General features: G+C 48.6%; 15 protein-coding genes. 8 read left to right on the top strand and 7 right to left on the bottom strand.

The window, feature by feature from the left end; genetic code table 11:
* The first annotated feature begins 254 nt into the window (after positions 1-254).
* The 8 genes from ACUTQY_RS08965 (at position 255) to rfbD (ending at position 11151) form a co-directional block, all read left to right on the top strand.
* Complete coding sequence (locus tag ACUTQY_RS08965; RefSeq protein WP_033642470.1) at positions 255-2021, top strand: type I secretion system permease/ATPase; 1767 nt, start codon at positions 255-257, stop codon at positions 2019-2021.
* Between the two features lie 54 nt (positions 2022-2075).
* Entirely contained in the window at positions 2076-3407 is a 1332-nt protein-coding gene (locus tag ACUTQY_RS08960; protein WP_033642471.1) for an HlyD family type I secretion periplasmic adaptor subunit, read from the top strand.
* Positions 3408-3409: 2 nt separating this feature from the next.
* Positions 3410-4786, top strand: a complete 1377-nt coding sequence (locus tag ACUTQY_RS08955; RefSeq protein ID WP_046686724.1) for a TolC family outer membrane protein — start codon at positions 3410-3412, stop codon at positions 4784-4786.
* 274 nt (positions 4787-5060) lie between these two features.
* Positions 5061-6485 (top strand): mannose-1-phosphate guanylyltransferase/mannose-6-phosphate isomerase, encoded by a 1425-nt coding sequence (locus ACUTQY_RS08950; RefSeq protein WP_046686725.1) that lies wholly within the window; start codon positions 5061-5063, stop codon positions 6483-6485.
* Positions 6486-6499: 14 nt separating this feature from the next.
* Positions 6500-7873, top strand: coding sequence for a phosphomannomutase CpsG (gene cpsG / locus ACUTQY_RS08945; protein WP_046686726.1), 1374 nt, complete (start codon positions 6500-6502; stop codon positions 7871-7873).
* A gap of 190 nt (positions 7874-8063) precedes the next feature.
* Positions 8064-9077: a UDP-glucose 4-epimerase GalE gene (gene galE / locus ACUTQY_RS08940; RefSeq protein WP_033642475.1), complete on the top strand. Its 1014-nt coding sequence runs from the start codon at positions 8064-8066 to the stop codon at positions 9075-9077.
* A gap of 662 nt (positions 9078-9739) precedes the next feature.
* The gene (gene rfbC / locus ACUTQY_RS08935; protein ID WP_033642476.1) at positions 9740-10273 is read left to right on the top strand and encodes a dTDP-4-dehydrorhamnose 3,5-epimerase; all 534 of its coding nucleotides are present in this window, start codon (positions 9740-9742) and stop codon (positions 10271-10273) included.
* On the top strand, positions 10273-11151 hold the full coding sequence (gene rfbD, locus ACUTQY_RS08930) for a dTDP-4-dehydrorhamnose reductase (RefSeq protein WP_046686727.1): 879 nt from the start codon (positions 10273-10275) through the stop codon (positions 11149-11151). The genes rfbC and rfbD overlap by 1 nt, the downstream gene beginning before the upstream one ends.
* Positions 11152-11239: 88 nt before the next feature.
* On the opposite strand, the gene ACUTQY_RS08925 is transcribed toward rfbD, so the two are convergent.
* The 7 genes from ACUTQY_RS08925 to ACUTQY_RS08895 all read right to left on the bottom strand — a co-directional run bounded on the left by ACUTQY_RS08925 (position 11240) and on the right by ACUTQY_RS08895 (position 20260).
* Positions 11240-12064, bottom strand: coding sequence for a glycosyltransferase (locus tag ACUTQY_RS08925; protein WP_046686728.1), 825 nt, complete (start codon positions 12062-12064; stop codon positions 11240-11242).
* Complete coding sequence (locus ACUTQY_RS08920; protein WP_046686729.1) at positions 12045-13130, bottom strand: glycosyl transferase; 1086 nt, start codon at positions 13128-13130, stop codon at positions 12045-12047. The genes ACUTQY_RS08925 and ACUTQY_RS08920 overlap by 20 nt, the downstream gene beginning before the upstream one ends.
* Positions 13127-14239 carry a non-hydrolyzing UDP-N-acetylglucosamine 2-epimerase gene (gene wecB / locus ACUTQY_RS08915; RefSeq protein ID WP_046686730.1) on the bottom strand — a complete coding sequence of 371 codons (1113 nt, stop codon included), beginning with the start codon at positions 14237-14239 and terminating at the stop codon, positions 13127-13129. Before wecB ends, ACUTQY_RS08920 begins: the two co-directional genes overlap by 4 nt.
* Before the next feature lie 69 nt (positions 14240-14308).
* Entirely contained in the window at positions 14309-15361 is a 1053-nt protein-coding gene (locus tag ACUTQY_RS08910; protein ID WP_033642480.1) for a glycosyltransferase family 4 protein, read from the bottom strand.
* On the bottom strand, positions 15351-18116 hold the full coding sequence (locus ACUTQY_RS08905; protein ID WP_052752680.1) for a glycosyltransferase family 4 protein: 2766 nt from the start codon (positions 18114-18116) through the stop codon (positions 15351-15353). Before ACUTQY_RS08905 ends, ACUTQY_RS08910 begins: the two co-directional genes overlap by 11 nt.
* A complete protein-coding gene (locus ACUTQY_RS08900; protein ID WP_033642481.1) occupies positions 18109-19443 on the bottom strand; it encodes an ABC transporter ATP-binding protein in 1335 nt (444 codons plus the stop codon). The genes ACUTQY_RS08905 and ACUTQY_RS08900 overlap by 8 nt, the downstream gene beginning before the upstream one ends.
* Positions 19433-20260, bottom strand: coding sequence for an ABC transporter permease (locus tag ACUTQY_RS08895; RefSeq protein WP_033642482.1), 828 nt, complete (start codon positions 20258-20260; stop codon positions 19433-19435). Before ACUTQY_RS08895 ends, ACUTQY_RS08900 begins: the two co-directional genes overlap by 11 nt.
* Between the last annotated feature and the right edge of the window lie 893 nt (positions 20261-21153).

Raw genomic sequence — 21153 nt, 5'->3', positions numbered from 1 at the left:
ATCTTCCCTTCTTGCTTTTATTTTCTCATATCGCATTGTTTTATTTGGCTTTTGTCAGGCGCGTTGATCGGCTTTTTTTTTATGGCCCACCTTGCCGGTTTTCACTTTCTCTACCTATAGTTAACGAAAGTATCTGCAGTCTCGGGCATTTCTTTGAGGTGAGCCTTCTCGGGATAATTCTTTTTTTAGGAATTTCTTTAGGGAGGGGGTCAATGCGGATTGGACTGACAGTGCACATGATGTAAGGGCAGAACGTGAATCAATTTATCCCGCGCAACGAAATTGCGGATGTTATACGTACACGCAGCAAAGTCTTCTGGACCGTTGGTATATTTACTGCGTTTATTAACCTGTTAATGCTGGTTCCTTCCATTTATATGCTCCAGGTTTACGACCGGGTGCTGCCTTCGCGCAATGAAATCACGCTGTTAATGCTGACGCTGATCATGCTGGGCATGTTCGGCATGATGTCGCTGTTGGAATACGTGCGCAGCATGGTGGTGATCCGCATCGGCAGCCAGCTGGATATGCGTCTCAACACGCGAGTCTATACCGCGGCCTACGAAGCGAATCTGAAAAACGGTTCGTCTGACGCCGGTCAGATGCTGAGCGATTTGACCAATCTGCGCCAATTCCTCACCGGTAGCGCGCTGTTCGCCTTCTTTGATGCGCCGTGGTTTCCGATCTATCTGTTGGTGATATTCCTCTTTAACCCTTGGTTGGGCCTTTTCGCCCTGGTCGGTGCGCTGTTGCTGATCGCATTGGCGGTAATCAATGAAGTGGTTTCGAAAAAGCCGCTGGGAGAAGCCAGCAAGCTGTCGATCATGTCAGGTAATTTGGCCAGCACCAATCTGCGAAATGCCGAAGTGATCGAGGCTTTGGGGATGTTGCCTAACCTGAAACGCCGGTGGTTCGGTCTGCACCAGCGGTTCTTGAACAGCCAACGCATCGCCAGCGAACGCGCATCGCGGGTCACGTCAATCACCAAGTTCGTGCGTATGTCGCTGCAGTCCTTAGTGTTGGGCCTGGGGGGATGGTTGGCGATTGATGGGCACATCACGCCCGGCATGATGATCGCCGGTTCTATATTGATGGGGCGAACGTTGGCGCCGATCGAGCAGGTCATTAACGTTTGGAAAAGCTATAGCGCGGCCAAACTTTCTTATGGCCGCTTGGTCAAGCTGCTGGAAACGCATCCGCAGCGTGGTACCGGCATGTCGCTGCCGCGTCCGGAAGGTGTGCTCTCCGTAGAAGGCGTGACCGCCACGCCTCCGGGATCGAAAGGGGATGCGGTGCTGCATAACGTAAGTTTTGCCATTCAACCCGGCGATGTGCTGGGGATTATCGGTCCGAGTGCGTCGGGCAAATCAACATTGGCGCGCTTACTGGTCGGTATTTGGCCTGTGAGCGAAGGGATAGTGCGGTTGGATAATGCCGACATCTACCAGTGGAACAAAGACGAACTGGGGCCCTATATCGGCTATCTGCCGCAGGACATCGAGTTGTTCGCCGGCACTATCGCCGAGAACATCGCTCGCTTTAACGACATCGATTCAGAGAAAGTGATTGAGGCTGCCAAGCTGGCTGGTGTGCATGAACTGATCCTGCGTTTCCCTAACGGTTACGATTCGGTGATCGGCAACGGTGGTGCAGGGTTGTCCGGCGGGCAGAAGCAACGTATCGGCTTGGCGCGGGCATTGTATGGCGATCCCGCGTTGGTAGTGTTGGATGAGCCTAACTCCAACCTGGATGATGCCGGCGAGAAAGCGTTGAACCAGGCCATCATGTTCCTTAAACAGCGTAATAAGACGGTGGTCCTGATCACTCACCGCACCAATCTGCTGTCGATGACCAGCAAGCTGTTGCTGTTGGTTAACGGGAACGTCAATGCATTCGGCCCAACGCAGCAGGTGCTGCAGGCGTTGGCGAATGCGCAAAAAGCGCAGGTGCCTCCGCAGGCGGTGCGTGCGGTGAACTCCGAGCCGGATGAAGGCGAAATCCCTAAAACTCAAATTAATTAAGCCGTGAACTTGCCCGGCGGCGCTTTTGCGTCGCCGACAGTCAAAGGAGTTGGTATGTCTACGCATATTGGCGAGCCGCAAGACTCGTATACTGAAGAGATCCCACAAGATGAACGGCGGTTTACCCGTATGGGGTGGCTGGTGGTCGGGATCGGTCTGTTCGGGTTTTTAGCCTGGGCGGCCTTTGCGCCGTTGGATAAAGGGGTGGCGTCGCCGGGATCGGTAACCGTTTCCGGCAACCGCAAAACGGTGCAGGCCCCGGCCAGCGGCATCATTAAGAATATTGCGGTCAGAGATGGCGACAAAGTGAAAGCCGGTGAGGTGCTGGTGCAGCTCAGCCAGGTGCAGGCTCAAGCTCAGGTTGATTCGCTGCGGGATCAGTACTACACCACGCTGGCGACAGAAGGGCGCTTGCTGGCAGAACGCGATGGGTTGAGCATAGTGACTTTCTCACCCATTTTGGACGCGGTGAAAGATAAACCTCGCGTGGCAGAAATCATTGCATTGCAAACGCAGCTGTTCGCCTCCCGCCGCCAAGCGCTGCAAAGTGAAATCGACGGCTATAAGCAGTCAATGGACGGAATCCGTTTCCAATTAAAAGGACTGCAGGATTCGCGCGGTAACAAACAGATCCAGCTTTCCAGCCTGCGTGAGCAGATGAACAGCATGAAGCAGTTGGCGGCGGACGGTTACCTACCGCGTAACCGTTACCTGGAAGTGCAGCGCCAGTTTGCCGAGGTAAATAGCAGCATTGATGAAACGGTGGGGCGGATTGGCCAATTGCAAAAGCAGTTGCTGGAATCACAGCAACGCATCGATCAGCGTTTCGCCGACTACCAGCGCGAAGTCAGAACGCAGCTGGCGCAAACTCAAATGGACGCCAGCGAATTCCGCAACAAGCTGCAAATGGCCGATTTCGATCTGGGCAACACCGCCATCACCTCACCGGTGGACGGCACCGTGGTTGGATTGAATATCTTCACTCAGGGGGGCGTCGTGGGAGCGGGTGACCACCTGATGGACGTTGTGCCCAGCCAGGCGACTTTGGTGGTGGATTCTCGCCTCAAAGTCGACCTGATCGATAAGGTGTACAACGGGTTGCCGGTGGATCTGATGTTTACCGCCTTCAACCAAAACAAAACCCCGAAAATTCCGGGAACCGTCACCTTGGTTTCCGCCGACCGCCTGGTCGACAAAGCCAATGGCGAACCTTACTACCAGATGCAGGTCACGGTCTCGCCGGAGGGCATGAAAATGCTCAGTGGCGAGGACATCAAGCCGGGGATGCCGGTGGAGGTGTTCGTGAAAACGGGGTCGCGCTCGCTGTTGAGCTATCTGTTTAAACCTATTTTGGATCGCGCTCATACTTCATTAACCGAGGAATAATTTTGATTCATTCAAAACGACAGGCTGCCGGTCTGGTTATCGGCACCCTTTTGTTTGCGATGTCTGCGCCGGTTTATTCGATAGGGATTTTAGACGCATATTCGCTGGCATTAGAAAAGGACCCGACCTTTCGGGCGGCTATAAAAGAGAAAGAAGCGGGAGATGAAAACGAAAATATCGGCAGGGCAGGGCTGCTGCCGAAGGTATCGCTGAACTACCAGAATTCGCCGCGCAACTGGCAAACTCAGAAGTACCCGCAAAGCGACTTTTTCGGCAATGTTTCGGAGGTTACCCGGCGGCAGCAATATCGCAGCTATTCCAGTTCGATCACGCTGACGCAGCCGCTGTTCGATTATGAAGCTTACGCCAGGTACAAAGCCGGCGTAGCGCAGACCATGATGTCGGACGAGCGCTATCGCGGTAAGTTGCTGGATTTGGCGGTGAGGGTGATTAACGCCTATGTCGAAGTGGCTTATTCCAAGGATCAAATCGCGTTGGCCGAAGCGCAAAAGGCGGCTTACAAGGAACAGCTGACTTTGAACGATCGCCTGATGAGCGCCGGTGAAGGTACCATTACCGACGTATCCGAAACTCAGGCGCGCTATAGCCTGGCTGAAGCACAGGTGATAGAAGCGCGCGATGCACTGGATGCCGCACAGCGTGAATTGGAAGTAATTATCGGCATGCCGCTGAACCAACTGGATGAATTGCAGGTCTTGCGGCCGGGTAAATTCAAAGTGGCGCCGTTAATCCCGTCCAAGTTCGAAGAGTGGCAAAAGATCGCGTTGGAGAACAACCCTGTATTGGCCGCCTCGCGTCATGGCGTGGATGCTGCTAAGTATGATGTCGAAAGGAACCGGGCTGGCTTTATGCCACAGGTTCAGCTGTATGCTTCGCATTCGGAAAACGACTCCAGCAGCGACAACACGGTTAACCAGAAATACCGTACTGACAGCATTGGCGTGCAGGTCAGCATGCCTATTTATTCCGGTGGCGGTGTTTCGGCATCGACCCGCCAGGCAGCGGCGCGTTACGGGCAAGCGATGTATGAAATGGATGCGCAAACGGGCACCACGCTCAACGATCTGCGCAAACAGTACAATTTGTGTATTAGCAGCAGCGCTAAAGTGGCGGCCTATGAACTGGCGGTTCAATCGGCGACGACCCAGGTGACGGCGACCCGGCAAAGCGTGCTGGCTGGGCAACGTGTCAACGTCGATGTGCTCAATGCCGAACAGCAGCTCTATAGCGCACAGCGCGATTTGGCCTCTGCTAAATACACTTATATCAAATCCTGGATCACCCTATTGAGTGACTCCGGCACGTTAGACGAGAAAGATGTACTGCGCGTGGCGCAGTATTTTACCCGCAGTCGATAACAACATATTCACTATGAGCATTAATCTGAAAGAGCAGCACTATGCTGCTCTTTTTTGCGTTAATACGTTATGTTATCGGCTGGTGGTTCCTTCGATATTTATGCTTGCCTGACTAATTTCTATACATAACTTTCTGTTAAGGAACGGTAGGTTAGAGGGATACATGCTTTTCGCAAAGTGTAACAATTGGTTAATAATTGTACGGTATTTAGTATGATGCTGCTGATACGTGGCGTCGTCCTTATAAGAATGATGACTGAGTAAAGGGTAGATAATGTCCAAACTAATTCCTGTGGTTATGGCCGGCGGTACTGGGAGTCGCCTGTGGCCGATGTCGCGAGAATCGTTTCCTAAACAGTTCTTATCTATTGATGACAGCGGCGTGAGCTTGCTGCAACAGACGTTACAGCGCTTGTCGGGTCTGACCGGTATCGAAGTTGCCGCTCCTTTGGTCATCTGTAACGAGGAACATCGCTTTTTGGTTGCAGAGCAATTACGAGGGATTGGGCAATTAGCGACCAATATTATTTTGGAGCCCGTAGGGCGCAATACAGCACCCGCCGTGGCGCTGGCTGCTCATCTTGCTGCTGAAAAAGACGAGGGCAGCATGCTTTTGGTGCTGGCTGCAGACCATCTGATCACGAAAGTAGAGAATTTCCATGCGGCGATCCAGACGGCAATGTCTTTTGCCGACAACAATCAACTGGTCACGTTTGGCATCATTCCAGAGCATCCGGAAACCGGATACGGTTACATAAAACGCGGCAGTCACCTATCCAATGATTGCTTTAAGGTTGATTCATTCGTGGAAAAACCACGTTTAGAGAAAGCGATAGAATACCTTGCCAGTGGTGATTACAGCTGGAACAGCGGTATGTTCATGTTTAAGACGGCCAAGTTCTTGCAGGAATTGCAGCAGTTCAGTCCCGACATCTTCAGCACAACCCAGCAGTCTGTATCTAAAAGTCAACGCGACATGAATTTTATCCGGGTTGAACAAGATATCTTCAAACATTGCCCAAGTGATTCCATCGATTATGCGGTGATGGAAAAGACACATGATGCTGTTGTGATCCCTATTGATGCGGGATGGAGCGACGTCGGCTCTTGGTCCTCATTGTGGGAAGTGTCAGAAAAAGACCCGTTGGGCAATGTCAACGTGGGTGAGGTTATCTCGATCGACTCCAGTGACAACTACATTTCGTCTGAATCTGCGTTGGTCGCGACCATTGGATTGGAAAACCTTATCGTGGTTAATACCAATGATGCGCTGCTGATTGCTCACAAAGACAAAGTGCAGGATGTTAAGAAAGTGGTCGATGAGCTTAAAAAGCGCAATCTCCATCATTTTCGCCAGCACTCCACCGCCTACCGTCCTTGGGGCAAGATTTGTGACATTGACAGCGGTACGCACTTCCAGGTGAAGAAAATCATTGTACGGCCGGGGGAAGGACTTTCCGTGCAGAGACATCTCCATCGTGCTGAACATTGGGTAGTTGTGAGTGGGACAGCGAAAGTTAGCGTTGATGATAAAACGTTCTTCTTGTCGGAAAACCAGTCCACCTTTATCCCCGCGGGTAGTGTTCATACGTTGGAGAATCCGGGAAAAATCGATTTGGAAATGATCGAAGTCAGGTCGGGACACTATCTGGAAGAAGATGATATTGAACGTTTGCAAGATCGCTATGGCAGAGTTTAAGAAAGGGTTTGGCAATGCAAAAGTTAACGTGTTTTAAAGCTTATGACATTCGGGGAAAACTGGGTGAAGAGCTGAATGAGGACATCGCGTATCGTATTGGACGCGCCTACGGCGAGTTTTTGAAGCCCAGAAATATCGTGTTGGGAAGCGATGTGCGGTTAACCAGTGAAAGCCTGAAGCTGGCGTTGGCGAAAGGCTTGCAGGATGCGGGTACCGATGTTATCGACATCGGCTTAACCGGCACCGAAGAAATCTATTTTGCCACGACTTATTTGAAAACGGATGGTGGCGTGGAAGTGACCGCCAGCCATAACCCTATTGATTACAACGGCATGAAGTTGGTGCGTGAAGGATCCCGCCCAATTAGCGGCGATACCGGATTACGAGCGATCCAAGAACTGGCGGAGAAAAATCAGTTTCAGGCGCCGGCTGCAACGCGCGGTAGCTATGTTCGCCAGGACGTATTAGGGGCTTATGTAGAGCACATTCTGTCCTACGTCGACGTGAACAACTTCAAGCCATTGAAGCTAGTGATCAACTCGGGCAACGGTGCGGCAGGGCATGTGATCGATGCTATTGAGGCGCAATTGAAGGCGCGGGGTGTGCCGCTGGAGTTTATCAAGGTGCATCACCAGCCGGACGGCTCTTTCCCTAACGGTATTCCCAACCCATTGCTGCCTGAGTGTCGTGCGGATACCGCCGATGCGGTGCGTGAGCATGGCGCTGATATGGGCATTGCGTTCGACGGCGATTTCGATCGCTGCTTCCTGTTCGATGAAAAAGGCGATTTCATTGAGGGCTATTATATCGTCGGCTTGCTGGCGGAGGCCTTCTTGCAGAAACAGCCGGGCGCGAAGATCATCCACGATCCACGCCTGAGTTGGAACACCGTCGATGTGGTCACCGATGCCGGGGGCGTACCTGTGATGTCGAAAACCGGCCATGCTTTCATTAAAGAACGCATGCGTGCGGAAGACGCCATTTATGGTGGAGAGATGAGCGCTCACCACTATTTCCGTGATTTTGCTTATTGTGACAGTGGCATGATCCCATGGCTGCTGGTCGCTGAGCTGGTCAGTGTGAAGGGACAAACGCTGGGACAACTGGTACAGGATCGCATTGCCGCCTACCCGTCTTCCGGTGAGATCAATATCAAGCTGGCTCAGCCTGCCATGTCCATTGAAAGCGTTAAACAACACTATTTACCGCATGCCGATGAGGTGGACTACACCGATGGCATCAGCATGGCGTTCGCAGGCTGGCGTTTCAATCTGCGTTCTTCTAATACGGAACCGGTGGTGCGTCTTAATGTCGAATCGCGTGCCGATGTTGCGCTGATGCAAGAGAAAACTGACGAAATTTTGGCGCTGCTGGCCGCAGGAGCGTAATGTTTGTTTTGAAGGGTTGTGATAAGTCAGTGACGAGAGCGGTTTTACCGCTCTCGCTTCATGCCGTATTCAGAGAGCGGTATGATGTCTTTCGGGGAGGCGATGCAAGCCTGTTTAGGCGGCTTGGTAAGAGGCTTTCTTACAGAACGAAGAGATATTTTTCGGTACATCCGGAGTATAAGGGGTTGGAATGACAATTTTAGTCACCGGCGGCACGGGTTACATTGGTTCTCACACCGTTTTATCTCTGTTGGAACGAGGCGAAGATGTGGTGGTGTTGGACAATCTGTCGAACTCGTCTGCGGAATCGTTGCACCGTGTGGAAAAGCTGACGGGGAAAGCGGCGGTGTTCTATCAAGGCGATGTCCAGGATGAGGAATGCCTGCATCGGATCTTTGAAGCGCACCCGATTACGGCCGTCATTCACTTCGCTGGTCTTAAGGCGGTAGGGGAATCTACGCGTAAGCCGCTGGAATACTACCAGAATAACGTCACCGGAACACTGGTGTTGCTGGACGCTATGCGCCGTGCCCGCGTTCATGCGTTTATCTTCAGTTCGTCCGCCACCGTTTATGGTGCCAACTCGCCGGTGCCCTACGTCGAGACTACGCCAATCGGTGGCACGACCAGCCCTTATGGCACGTCTAAGCTGATGGTGGAGCAGATTCTGCAGGATTTTGCTAAGGCTGAGCCGCAATTTTCGATTATTGCTTTACGCTACTTTAACCCGGTTGGAGCCCATGAATCGGGCTTGATCGGCGAAGATCCGAACGGTATTCCCAATAACCTGCTGCCTTACATCTCGCAGGTAGCGATCGGTAAGTTAGATAAACTGGGGATTTTCGGTGGGGATTATCCGACGAAAGACGGTACGGGTGAGCGTGACTACATTCATGTCATGGATCTGGCCGAAGGCCATCTGAAAGCGATGGATCATCTGCCGAAGATCAATGGGTTTAAGGCCTACAACCTGGGGGCTGGCGTAGGGCATTCTGTACTGGCGATGGTTCAGGCGTTTGAGAAAGCGTCAGGCGTAACGATCCCCTATCAAATTTTGCCACGTCGCGAAGGCGATCTACCCGCGTTTTGGGCGAATGCCGATCTGGCTTACCAAGAGTTGGGGTGGAAAGTTAACCGGGGTCTCGATGACATGATGCGTGACACCTGGAATTGGCAGAAGAAAAACCCGCAGGGCTACCGTTAAGCATATCTGTTACCGGCGCTCAGAGAGGTGTTAGGCCAGCTGCAAGACAATCGAAAGCCAAGAGTGTGAGACTACCTATCGACGAGGGCTGATCACCCTCGTTTTTATGGGCTTTATCTGATAATAATCAGTACTTCCTTATGAAAAATCCGCGCTATCAGATTATACTGGTGCCATTGAAGATACTTTGTTGGGACGATATGTCGTTATGGCATAAAACCGCAGGGTATTGATGGTCACGGTATCTGGTGTGTGAATATGAGATGTTCCCTCCTGGAAATGCCTTGTTGAAGATCTGTTGAGAGAGACAAGAGCAGCGAGTATGTTAGCCTATCAGGCTTGTGAAGCGATAAACTCCACCATTTCTCTTACTTTGCATCAGTAAGGTACACTGAAGTTTTGCGCTAATGGTAGTGAGTATCAAGCCGTTGAGAGGAAGACGCTGTGGTTGGTCACGGATTTTATCAATCGTTTACCTCAAAATGATGCTTCCTGGCTCCCTTGTTTGCCTCTGTTCTCATGTTGTTAACAGGTGGCGATAAGGAGGATTAGGCTTTGTTTACGTTTTTCGCCATCGCGCCAATAAAGCTAAGATGTTGTAAGTGACTGTATTTTGCGAGAATTTTTGAGCACAAATTCTCGCGTCTTATGAGGTACGCAGAATGCAGGTTATCGATACTAAAATCGATGGAGTCAAAGTCATTCAACCAACGGTATTTAGTGATACTCGCGGTTTTTTTATGGAAACGTTCGAGAAGCGTCGCTTTCAAGACATGCTGGATATTGATTTGGACTTCGTCCAAGACAATTATTCACGCTCTTCTCGGGGGGTTTTGCGCGGACTGCACTATCAAGATATCAAGCCGCAAGGCAAGTTGGTTCGTGTGGTGCGAGGCGAAGTTTATGATGTTGCTGTAGATATTCGCCCAGACTCACCCACATTTGGCAAGTGGGAAGGCATTGTGCTATCGGAAGAGAACAAAACTCAGCTTTGGATCCCGCCAGGTTTGGCCCACGGTTTTGTCGTGCTCTCTGAGATCGCGGATTTTGAATATAAGTGCACGGATTACTATTCGCCAGAACATGAAAGGTGCCTGATGTGGAATGATCCCGATGTCGGCGTGGCCTGGCCTGTTCGGCACCCTGTTTTGTCGGAAAAGGACAAGAACGGCAAATTTCTCAGAGAACTGATTTAATGAGAGTTCTTTTAACCGGGGCTAAAGGGCAGGTCGGGCGCTGTTTTATCGATCGGGTACCCGCCGATTGGGTTATTTTAGCGGCCGACCGCAATACGATGGACATTTCCAAATTGGAGCAGGTTAAGGCCGTCGTCCAGGAGTTTAAACCGACGGCGATCATAAATGCTGCAGCCTATACCGCCGTTGATAAAGCGGAACAAGATTGCGAGGCTGCGTTGTTAGCCAACGTTGTGGGCCCAGCCAATTTGGCCTTGGTTGCAAAGGCAATGGATTGCCGACTGCTTCATATTTCTACAGATTATGTTTTTGATGGCCTGGGCAAGCTTCCCTACAATGAGTTGGCTGGTACCCGCCCACTGTGCATTTACGGGAAAACCAAGCGTGATGGCGAATTGGCCATCGTATCAGAAATGCAAGATGCGATAATTCTTCGCACTTCTTGGGTTTTCAGTGAATATGGCGAAAATTTCGTTAAAACCATGCTGAGGCTTGCTCGGCAACGTGAATCTCTTGATATCGTAGCCGATCAACGCGGTTGCCCGACATATGCGGGGGACATCGCAGACGCGATGATAAAAATGTTGCTTTGTGAGGTTCAGGGAGGGATTTATCACTTCTGCGGGGATGAAGAGGTCTGCTGGAGTGAGTTTGCGGAGCACATATTTAAAGTTGCTACGGAGATGGGGGCGATTTCTCGCATGCCAAAGGTCAGTAAAATAACATCAGAACAATATGTGACTTTGGCTAAACGTCCTAAATATTCAACCTTGAGTTGCAATAAAATCAATGAGATAGGTATTCCTGCTTCCAATTGGCAGTCAGCCCTGGAATACGTGATTTCTCGATTGAGAAAAATGGGTTACTTACAAGAGTAATGTCGGCACCGTGTGGGTGAGCATGATGTATTTTGTTATTTTCATGCTCACCCGACAGTAATTGGCGCATAGCTTATTCGCTATGGAGTTACCAAATTTTCCAGCCGTGAATATTAAAGAAAGTAATCATTGAGCGTGAAAATAGCTTAATATGCGCCCAGCCTTTTCGCGCCGCATGGCCACCGTAATGCACGACTTTGACATCAGGGACATAGGCTATTCTGGTAATTTTTGCCGTACGGATGCTGAGATCGAAATCTTCGAAATAAAGAAAGAATTTAGGATTGAATCCGGATAATTCTTTCAGTACGCTGTAGCGGAAAAACATAAAGCAGCCACTCACGATAGGCGGATCGAAATAAACATCGTGAGGCGTTAGCGTATCAGCCATTTCATAGCGTCGAAGATAACTTTTGAAAAAACGCTTTCCTTTAACCGAGGCAAAGAAACGCAATAAATATACAAATACAGAAGGGTATCGCTTACACAAATATTGTGTTTCCCCGCTCCCCCAGGTTGCATACGGCGTAATTAAGCCGCATTCAGGGTGAGCATCCATGAAGGAGAATGCATTCTCTAATGCATTTTTATCCATCTCTAAATCGGGGTTTAAAATAAGGGTGTATTTTGACTTAATAGCTAAGCTTAAATTATGTGACACTCCAAAGCCAGGATTGTCTGGTCGTGATATGTAATTTCCGGGAATAACGTCAAGGAACTCTTTAATTAGCGAAGTGACTGCAGGATCAGTAGTTGGCGAGTTATCAACAACCAATAAATAACAGTCGCGTGCTTTAAAAACGTTTGTCTCAACAAGTGCGGCAAGGGTTTTTCTTAAATCTACAAGATTCGGTTTGAAAATTACTAATGAGATTGTAAGAAATTTTTCATCTTCAATAGCCGGTAAAGACATGAGAGAATCGTCCACTCCATCTTGGGATGTCGTTTGGTTTTTTAGGTGAAGGAAAAACTAGCGTGTTGTCAGGTATAGTAATGCCTAGCGTTGTGTCAGAATTGTAGGCTTCTTCTTTGTGATGCCATAGCATCTCGCCAAATGGAGTCGATAGGATGGCTTTTCCTGCCAACCTGTATTCGTAGAACTTAACAGGATCGACATATTTAGTAATGTCGTTCTGCAAAAATGGAATAATCACATAATCAAATGTGGATATCTTTTTCATTACCTGGGGGTGTGGGATAGGGGGTTCCAGGATGATATTTTGAGGTAAGCTTTCCGGAATTCCGGTTTTTCTTGGCCCTACGAGGTTTATGATTGCTTCCGGATTTTTAGTGGCCAACTCGAACACCCACTTCCAGTCAAACCAGCTTGCGATTGTGCCGATATAGCCAAATGTGATTTTTTCATGCGATGTTTTCGGGATATGAATTTTCTGCATGTCATCTGAACACGCATTCAACACCAACTCAGTTTTGCTGGGGGCGATAGACGAAAATTTCTCAATTAAGGCATGACTTGAACAGAATATGCGGTCAACTTGTCGGGCGATTTCTTTTTCAAGATTAGCCGTGTTTTTCTTTGATAGGCCAGAATAAAACGAAGGGAAATCATCCATGGCGTCATACCACACTTGCCGCCATTTAAATTGCTTGATAAGCATGTTGGCCAGCAGACAGGGTTTGCCGATAACCAGAGTGGTATCTTCAGATATAAAATTCTTTATATCGTCAATAATTTTCTTTATTTTCCCTTGGTTGAGCAGCTTAAACAACGCAGGTATCGGCTCCACGGGGGCTACAAAACCCAACCGAGCCAGTTGCAGACCCTCTATCAAATCCAATCCTGCAGGTTCAGGGGCATGGCGGCCGGGGGTCAGATCGGCGAGGGTGGGAAAACGACTAGGATAAGGCTCAATCCACAAAAGTTCCTGGGTGGCATGGGTCAGCGCATATTTGGCGAAAAAATGAGGGCGCTGACTTATGCTCAACCAGGGAACAGCTGAAAGATAGACGATTTTCATTGGCATTGTTCAGTAAAGAAATTGCGGACGATACGGACGATACGCTGGCTGGACTCACCATCACCGTAAGGAGAGCTTCCTTTTGCCATTTTTTGATAGGCCTGAGGGCTATCAAGCAGCAAAGACGCTTCTCTTACGATGTCCGCTTGTTCCGTTCCGATTAATTTCACCACGCCTTCCGAGACGGCTTCTGGGCGCTCGGTATCGCGACGTAAGACCAAGACGGGTTTGCCCAAGGCCGGAGCTTCTTCTTGCACGCCGCCAGAGTCGGAAAGAATCAGGTAGGCATTCTTCATGGCGGCAACGAAAGGGCCATAGTCAAATGGGCTGACCAGCTTAATTCTTTCGTGTTCTTTTAACAGACGATCCGTGACTTCGCGCACGTTTGGGTTGGGATGAACGGGGAAAAGAATATAGATATCACTATACTTTTCGATAAGTTCAAGAGCTGCGTTGCAGATATTGACAATAGGTTGGCCGAAGTTCTCTCTGCGATGAGAAGTGATAAGAAGCATCCGGGCGTCTTGGGGAATATCGACGCCGATATCAAACGTCTTTTGTGCGGTCGTCAGCAAGGCATCAATCACGGTGTTTCCCGTAACGTGAATATGCTCTGCAGGAATGCCTTCGCGCAAGAGGTTGCTTTTAGATACTTCAGTCGGAGCAAAATGCAAGCGTGCTAAATGTCCGGCAAGAATACGGTTTGCTTCTTCAGGAAAAGGTGAATAGAGGTCGTGTGTACGCAGCCCCGCCTCGAGATGAGCGAAAGGCACTTTCTTGTAGAAACAGGCCAGTGACGTCACGAAGACGGTCGTCGTATCGCCTTGTGCGATAACCAAATCCGGTGCTGCCTCTTCGAGAGTTCGGTCGATGCTGGTCATCAGGCGCGCGGTCAACTCTGGCAATGTTTGCCCAGGTGTCATGACATTAAGATCATAATCGGCTTCAATTTCGAAAAGTTGGAAAGCCTGATCCAACAGGTCTCGGTGTTGGGCCGTCGCCAATACGCAAACGTCGAATTCACCGGAGGCATGAAGTGCCTTGATCACCGGCGCCATTTTTATCGCTTCCGGACGAGTACCCACAACGCACATAATTTTCTTTAACATGGTTGTCTCAATAATTAATATCCCCATACTGACGATAAAAATCGGTATGGGGAGGTGGTAATCGAATAGCTATTCGGTTCTGCGTAGCAATTCGTCCCAATCGTTCATAAAGGCATGGGCGGAAAATTTTTCTTTCAGAGCGGCAAGTGATGCTTTAGATTGCGCATAATTGTCAGATATAGAGGCTATTTTTTCTGACAATTGGCGAGCATCATGCAACGAGTAAGTAAACTCATTTTCACGCGTGGCAACTAAATAGTTATGTGCTTCGATATTGGACAAAACAACGGGGACGTCTGCACAAATCGCTTCTGAAGCCGATAAGCCAAATGATTCTCCGGTTGATGGCGACACAAAAATCCCGTTGGCTTGAGAGATCGCCAACAGCAGCTTGTCCACATTCAAGAATGGCACTGGCGGCAAGCATACGGTGTCGCCCACTAGATTTCTGCTCTCCAGCTCGGCGTTGGTGTTGATTTCAGAAGACTGCGGGCCGCACAGAACTAGCATGTATTTTTCCGCGTGTCGTTCTTTTAAAATAACGAATGCGTCCAGTAATTCAGTCAGGTTCTTTAGCTTGTCCATCCGTCCCAGGAAGAGAATAGGTCTTCTCGACCATGTTGGCAGAGAGGGAATCGCATGCGGTTCTTGAGAGACATGATCCCAAGGAACGAAATTACGCAGCAATAACAATGGACAGGCACTTTTGTGCAATTCAGGCTCTAGCTGCTTCATAAAGAACGCGGATGGGCACAATATTGCCGAGCAACTGTCCGGAATTTTATTCAAGTAAGCCCTGTTTTCTTTATAGGCTGTATGGCATTCCGCAAAGTATTTCAATTTGTGCGTATGGCAAAATGTCAGAGCCGCAGGGAAATCAATGCAAAAAATGAGGCTGTAATTTTGCGTTAATAAATAATCGAAGTTGATGATTTTGACATCGACATTTTTACAGTCCGAGAGTGCGGCGGTGATCGCCTTCGCCGCCCCGGAATCATGAGTAAAAAGAAGGTCAATCTGATAGGTGCCTATATCGTTTAATAAACGGGCACGGGTGAGCATGACTTTCTCAACACCGCCATGCGTCGCCCAAGGATAGATAAATGCTATTTTACGAAGCATATAACTCCCTAATTCCTTTTCTTTTCAGGGTGTTCAACTCCATTTCTTCGAATCGGGCTGCCCAAGTGGTTTCTTGCAAGAAGGTTTCCAACTCGTCAGAGTGGCGCTCGCTATTGATTGTTTTCTCAAACAGATCGACAACGTCGCTGCCGTCAGAGAAATAGGTCATCGGATAGCGTTTAATATGCTCAATGCCGGTCACTAGAGTTGGTAAGCCAAAATAGAGGTACTCATAAATTTTGATCGGATCTACCGCTTGAGCCAGCTCGCCACTTTTGAATGGAATTAGGCCGATCGACCATTCTTTGACATATTGATGAAGGTCTTTTGGCATTACTTTGCCCACCAGTGTGATGTTAGCAATATTTTTCGCTTTATTGACCACCCACTCAGGCTCACCGTAACCAATGATCTCGAAGTGATATTGTGGGAATTGTTCAGCTAATTTAAATACGATATCCCAGTCGAACCACGAGTCCGTTAGATGGCCGAAATAGCCCACTTTGTTGCCGTTGTCTTTCGCTATATTACGTGTATCGCCCAAGACCTTCTCGGAATAGCCATTACCGACTACTTCAATATCACTGCGAAGATAAGCAAATTTGTCACGCAGTGATGGAGCAACGCCACAGACGTAATCGCTTTGTAGAATGAGGGTTTCTTCAATCTCTTTCTGGTACCAAGGAGCTTGTCCGACCTTATGGAAGCATTCCCATTCATCCATAATGTCATAGATGATGTTGCAGCCTTGCGCTCTAAACTCATAGAGCGGAGTGAGGAAGACTTTCGCCGGCATCGTGATGACAAAGAACGCGGTTTTGTCATGCAGATGACACTGACGGGTGTATTTCACAAAATCATACAGCGGAACCTGATAGACATTGTTCCAGACTTGCGAACAACCTTTCGACAACGTTTCCTGTGGCGTCCATTGCCAGGCGATAAAGATAACCTGATAGCCTTTTTCCGAGAAATATTTTGCCGCGTTGATTGGCCGTTGGTTCACCAGCTCATCGAATTCGAAGCTGCATGGAATGAAGACGACTTTCTCTGATTGGTTTACCGCTGCGACCCAGTCTGGAATGTCTTCAGGTGTAGAGGTATCCGTCATCGCGCTATTGCAAGCGTGCTCGAAGTGTTTTTGAACGTAACGGTGCCGCTGGGTCTGTAGTTTTAGCCTGACAGACTCGGGCAGTCTCCAATAAAGAGTTTTGGCCAGTTCATAGCGTTTGTCCGCTCTGGTCAGTGATTGAACGGCAACCTGAACCAAATATCGAAGTTTTTGCCCTGCACTCGGTGCAACCGCGTGAGGCAAAGTTCTGAAATAGTCTTCTTGTTTTGCCGCTACCGATGTCAGGAGTTGTACTAACGATTTAACGTCATTCTGCAAAGAGAGATTCTGTTCTTCCAACGCAGCTAACTTGGCGATGACATCATTCCCTGAACTTGCTGCATTAGCATTAACAGGGGTGTCCAGGGGAGCCTGGCTCGCTTTATCTTCCATTTTGACGGTCTCTTTCACGCTATCATCATGAGCGTTGATCTTGATACTGTTGGCGATCAGTTGGTTTGCTAGCGTTTTAAATATAGCGACAGTAAAGGCATTCGCGATCAAAAAACTTTCGTTTTCCTGTGATGATGGTGCCTTACACAGCTGCTGGTAGAGTTGCAGCGAATCACCGTTGTCGTATCGCTCTTTGTCCGGGAGAACCATATTCTCGAGGATTTGGCTCCAACGGCCATCGCTCTGGTATTCAATAAGCAAGTCTGGGGGCAGGGGACGAGCGGCGGCAAATTGCTCTTGAAGCACATCTTCTTCGGCATTGGCCAGATTTCTGCCTGAGAAATTACAGTAAGCGGCATGTTTAAAGGTTTCATCGTCCAGAATGCCTTTAATGCCGTCGTAGCCAACCAGACACACCGGAAGCTGGCTAATGCCGGCTTCCAGTACTCCGCGGCCCATGCCGGCAAACCCCGCGTATTGCGGCATGACGGAAGGGATGTCACTGACAACGCCTTTGAAACCAACCCATTCGTTGAAGTTATTATCGCTAACGTAGGTTTTTATAGTGTCTTCATCACTACCGGTACCGTAAATATCAATACCATGAATCATTTGGCAGCGGCTGGCGAAGTCAATGAACTTCATAATCCCTGCGGATTTATCCTCATCCAGCCTGCTGGCGATAAGCCATCTTTTCTCAACAGTCTCATCCGTGATAGCGGGATGCGTTTGGGCGGTGTCTATCAGGTTAGGAACGATCATCACCGAGGGGTGGTCTATGATCTCCGCCAATTGATCCGCCGTTTCCTGCGAAACGCAAAATATGGTATGTAGCGTTTTGAGAAAATAAATGGCCAACGCCTGATTATAAATATTCCGAGTAAAATGCTGCAGCGACAGAGGGCCGTGCAATGTTAATAGCGACGGTATTTTTTCGCAGTCTGCGGCGATAACGGCAGGGAAAATGCAGTCAAAAGGATGCACATGAATGACATCGATGCCTTTTTCTTTGATAACCTGTCGTATCAGGTCTACGCCTTGAACGAGTTGTTCGATAGAGCCGTTGCTTAAATGAATATTTTCATGGCACGAGCTCAACCCGTCAGGGAGTAATGACGGGTCTGCGACAACGGCGTACATAAGATGAACCTGGTAACCGTGGGCGACCAGATCCTTTACCTGAGTGTTGATATAGGTTTCCAACCCACCGATTGAGTAATACTGAGTTATGATAAGTATTGATTTATTCATGCTCTCCTGACCACTTTTCGAGTGATAAAGAAACAGGCAATGCGGCAATACCTGACATTGTCGTGCGAGGCTCTATAACCTTAAGGACGATCACGTCGGTTTTCTTATCAAGATAGGACATATCGGCGTGGCTGATGGCGTTGGCGATAGCGAGTGAAATAAAATAGCTGCCTTCGCACAGTGCCAGGTCAAGTTCAAACGTTGCCCTAAGAACATCTCCGCCTTTGGCGTTATGCATATTCTTCTTATGGTATAAGGTGCTGGTGCCAAATACCGTAATACCTTCAACGGTCTTAATGACCAAGCCGGCTTGCAGCTCTTCTATCGGCCCAAATACGCTGATATCGAAGCTGATGATGGCTTTTTCACCTACGCGGAATAGATCGCAAGGCTGATCGTGGGCATCTTTGATGATCCAACTTTCAATAAGGGCACCGCTGGTCAGTTCGCTTTCAGCTTGTATCTCGGCTTGTTCCGCGATGGAGGCCTCATGGGCGGCGACGCCGTCCTGGCTTTCTTTCTGGGGCGCGTTGATGGACTGATTGGTGTTTTTAGCAATGTTGTTCAGATAGCGCAGGTAAGTTTTTTCATCTGAGTACAGCAGGGCATGGTATTGGTCGATGATTTCTTTGGCACTGCCAATGGCTTCTACCCGGCCTTTTCGCAACAAAATGGCTCGCTGGCAAAACTTCTCCACGGTCGACGTGGAATGCGTCACCAGGATGATTGAACACCCTTGCGCGCGCAGCGATTCGATATAATCGAAGCATTTGCGTTGGAATTTCTCATCACCGACCGACAGCGCTTCGTCTACGATGAGCACTTCGGGCTTAATGCAAGCCTGAACGGCGAAGGCCAAACGCACATACATCCCGCTGGAGTAGGTTTTGACCGGCTGATCGATATGTTCGCCTATGTCGGCAAAGGCTTCGATCTCAGGGAATTTCTGTTCCATTTCACTGTGCGTCATACCAAGAATGATGCCGCTCAGATAAACGTTTTCACGGCCGGTAAACTCAGGATTGAAGCCCGCGCCGAGTTCCAGCAGCGCAGCCAGTTTGCCATTGACCTCAACGCTGCCCGAGGTGGCTGTCAAGGTGCCGGCAATAATTTGCAGCAGGGTACTTTTGCCTTCGCCATTACGGCCCAAAATGCCAAGCGTTTCACCGCGCTTAACGTCAAAAGAAACGCCGTTTAGCGCCCAGAACTCTTTGAAGAATGTACGGCGGCCTAAAGAAAGCATTTGGTACAAACGATGCTTAGGATTTGCATACATTTCAAAGCGTTTCGAAATATTTTTGACTGAAATTGCGAATTCAGATGACATCAGCAAACCCTTTACGCGTGAACATAAACCAACCATAACCTAACAGCATGATGACGAAAGAGATGAGGGTGTAAATGCCCCAGCTCCCCCAGGCGATATTTTTGCCCAGCATCATGCAATCCCTCGCTTGCTCAATGACATAAGTCAATGGACTGAGTTGCATGAAGATGTGATATGCGTCAGGCAACATGGAGATCGGATAGAAGATCGGCGAAAGATACATCAGAATCATGGTAAGCACGCCAATAACCTGAGCGATATCTTTCAAGTAAACGCCAAGCGAAGAAAGGAACCAGGATACGCCCAGAACCATCATAAGGAACGGTGCGATGATGACGGGTAGCCATAGAATGTGCCACGTAGGGATCCCTACGATAGCGACATAGAACAGCAACCAAACGACGAAGTTAATCACCATTTGGAATAAAGCTGTGCAGAGTGAAACAATGGGGAGTGTTTCAACCGGGAAGACAACCTTTTTGACGTAGTTGACGTTACTGACGATCAAATAGGGAGCGCGGTTAATGCATTCAGAAAAAAGCCCGAAGAAAATCAAACCGATGAATAATGCTAACGCAAATTCTCCTTTGGAATCGACTCCAGCACTCCAGCGAATTTTGAATACAACGCTGAAAACGAAGGTATAAATCACCATCATCAATACTGGGTTAATAAACGACCAAAGAAGCCCGATAAATGACCCTTTGTATTTACTGCCGATTTCCCGTTTAGAAAGTGAAATAACAAGATTCTTATTGGTGGCAAGTGTATGAAGACACCGATAAAAAGTCTTAACAAGAATAGAGAAAATATTCATTTAACACCTAGGCTATTGATTAACTTTTTTGACGTCATGGTTTAACTTTCTTCGCAATATAATCATGTAGAACGGATGCGTTATTGATATGACGGAGGGTGTGAAAATAGCTATAGGGCTAAACACACGTTTCCGTAAGCACTCCATGGAAAATACGCCAACATTTTCTCTCGGAGATTTTCACATCGTAAACAGAATCTGTTTCATTCCCGCGCAACCTGCATGGTATTACCGCGGGCTATTGTCCAGCGTGTTTCTATCTTACTGTAATGCCGGGGAACACATTAGTGATATATAAGGTTTTCTTCTGTTTTTCGATGCGTTCACTTCGGCAAAAAAACACCGCATTTCTCGATGAAACAGAAGTGAACACTGAATTCCCTGCATACAGATTGCCTGATTTTTAGGCTGGACATTGCTCTGCATAAGCGTTTTCAGCCTAAAAAAGCACGCTACCGCCCTTGGTAAGCGAGAACCAATAGAGGGTGGGGTTGTCAGTTTTCATTTATATGCTGAAACTATTTTCAGCAAAAATAGGCTAGAAAACCTTTATTATCCTACCACCAAATCACTTGTAATGCCTCTGGATTTTCAGGGTTTCAGTCTGTTCCTAGTAACCAGTGGTGACATATTCAAATGAGATATGTGCAATTGCTAGGAATTGTAGGATTACAGGCCAAAATGCAAGCGTGGCGCGTCATTGGATGGTTTCTTCCGAGGGTATGGAGCAGGTTCGGCGATGCGGTATCCTCATCTTGGTCCACATATTCTGGTTGATTTTTAACCGTTGACATGATGCGGCAGACCGCACATCCGAACCTTTTCTTTTCTGCAATGTTACCGGTAATGTAGCAATGAGCTCAGGGCGTATACAGAACTGCCAACTGTGCGTG

The sequence above is a fragment of the Serratia sp. TSA_130.1 genome (assembly GCF_052691795.1).
Note: the sequence above shows the minus strand (reverse complement) of the source record. Positions and strands in the feature narration are given on the sequence as shown.